Source organism: Mesorhizobium sp. M2A.F.Ca.ET.037.01.1.1 (genome assembly GCF_003998075.1).
In the GTDB taxonomy this organism is placed as follows: domain Bacteria; phylum Pseudomonadota; class Alphaproteobacteria; order Rhizobiales; family Rhizobiaceae; genus Mesorhizobium.
This window is the reverse complement of sequence record NZ_RZSA01001089.1, coordinates 1-2,055: the sequence shown is the minus strand read 5'-3', so window position 1 is coordinate 2,055 and position 2,055 is coordinate 1. Positions and strand designations below refer to the sequence as shown.

Annotated in this window: 2 protein-coding genes; one reads left to right on the top strand and one right to left on the bottom strand. The window is 65.5% G+C overall.

The annotated features are described in order from the left end of the window. Positions 1–110 precede the first annotated feature (110 nt). Positions 111–905, bottom strand: a complete 795-nt coding sequence (locus EOA27_RS33725; RefSeq protein WP_189562240.1) for a phytanoyl-CoA dioxygenase family protein — start codon at positions 903–905, stop codon at positions 111–113. A 90-nt stretch (positions 906–995) separates the two neighbouring features. Between EOA27_RS33725 and EOA27_RS33720 the strand changes: the two genes are divergently transcribed. Further along, on the top strand, positions 996–1,907 hold the full coding sequence (locus EOA27_RS33720; RefSeq protein ID WP_127258433.1) for a LysR family transcriptional regulator: 912 nt from the start codon (positions 996–998) through the stop codon (positions 1,905–1,907). The last annotated feature ends 148 nt before the right edge of the window (positions 1,908–2,055 follow it).

The window sequence follows — 2,055 nt, the reverse complement described above, 5'->3', positions numbered from 1 at the left end:
GTCCAGAATTCTGCTCCGTTGCACGCCGCGGCGAAGGTCACGGAATGGATCCTCGGGTCTGCGCGTCCGCTTCGCTCCCGCTCCGCCCGTGGATGACGAGGCAGGGCCGCTCAGCTCTGATAGATAACGGGGAACCAGTCCTCGCGCAGTTTCTGGCCCGGCTTCATGTCGTGGCCGGGATAGGGCGGCGAGGTGCGGCCAGGGCGTTCGACGTAGTGCGCGTCGTCGCCGACCCAGCGCAGCGACAGCGCGCGGCGCCGCGCCGAGGTCAAATTGCCGCGCGCGCCATGCGCCGTGCGGAAATCGAACAGGATGGCGTCGCCCGGCTCCATCTCCCATTCGAGCACCTTCATCGAGGGATCGTTGTCGGGGTCGGGCACCGGCAAATAGTCGCCCTCGCCGGCATAGAAATTGGCGTCGTTCAGCCAGCGCACCGGCAGCACCATCTTTTCCCATTTGTGCGAGCCGGCGATCAGCCGCAGCGTCGCTTCCTTCACCGGATCGATCGGGATCCAGAAGCTCACCGTCTGGCTGCCATTGACGAAGTAATAGGGAATGTCCTGGTGCCAGGGCGTCGGCTTCTGCGTGCCGGGCTCCTTGACCAGGACGTGGTCGTGGAAGAACTGGGCGCTGCGCGATTGCATGACGGCGGCCGCGAGTTCTGCCGCAGGCGATTCCCTGACAATCCTGACGAATTCCGGGATGCGCTCCCAATTGCAGTAGTCGTCGAAGAAACTGCCCTTGCCGCCGGCGATGTCGGAGGCCGTGGCGCTGCGGTTCTGGATATTGCGTTCAATGCCGTCGGCGATGACGCCGACCCAGTCCGTGAAGGCGCCGCGGATGCAGACCGCGCCCTCACGCTGGTAATCGGCAACCGTCGCGGCGTCGATCTTCGGGCTGGCCATCGTGCTCTCCTGCTTGTCGATGACCGACTATCGCAAGAGCCGCACATTGCGTAAAATAATAACTTGTCATCTCGCTTATAGTTTTGACCTATGAAGTTCACACTCACCCAGTTGCGCTACGTCGTCGCCGTCGCCCGCTATGGCAGCGTCACCATGGCGGCCCAGGCGCTGAACGTGTCGCAGCCGTCGATCTCGGTGGCGATCGACCATGTCGAGGACGCGCTCGGCCAGAAAATCTTCGTGCGCCAGCGCGGCAGCGGCGTTGCGCTGACGTCCTTTGGCCGGAGGGCCGTCGCCAAGGCAAGGCAAGTGCTGGGCGAGGCGGACGAGCTGGCGGCGCTCGGTTCGCGCGATGCCGATGTCGGCGGCGAGCTGGTGCTCGGCTGCTTCGAGGACCTGGCGCCCTATTTCGCGCCGGCGCTGATGCGCGCCTTCGCCGAGCGCTGCCCGGCCGTCACGGTCGTCATCGGCGACGAGACCTTCGAGACGCTGGGGCGGCGCCTGGCCGACAGCGCCGTCGATCTCGGCCTCACCTATGATCTCGGGCTTCCAGGGCATTTCAAACGCGTCCTGCTGCATGAATTGCGGCCGCACGCGCTTCTGCCGGCCGGACATGTGCTGGCGGACAAGCACGCCGTCAGCCTGGCCGAGCTCGCGCAGCATCCGCTGATCACCACCGACCAGCCGCACAGCTGGCAGCACATGCTGGACCTCTTTCTCAGCCGCGGCCTGTCGCCGATAGCCCGGGCGACGACGAGCTCGTTCGAATTGCAGCGCTCCATGGTGGCCAACGGCTTCGGCGTCGCCGTCAGCTATACCAGGCCCCATGGCGACCGCAGCTATGACGGCCTGCCGCTGGTCGTAAAGCCGCTCTCCGATCCGCTGCCGATGCAGCGCATCATCCTGACGCATGACACGCGCCAGCGCCTGTCCAAGGCGGCCGTGGCTTTCATCGAGGTCGCCAAGGCATGGTTTGCCGGTCACGATGTTTTCACCGCCTGAGTTTTCAGCGCTTGAGCGACACCACGGCCGCTTGACGGCGCTGCCTGCTGCTGCCACTCCAGCGTGATGGAAACCGTCCAGTCGAAAGCGATCCAGGGCCGCGTCGCCGATGCGCCGAGCGGCCATTGGGTCTACCGCGTGCTGCCGC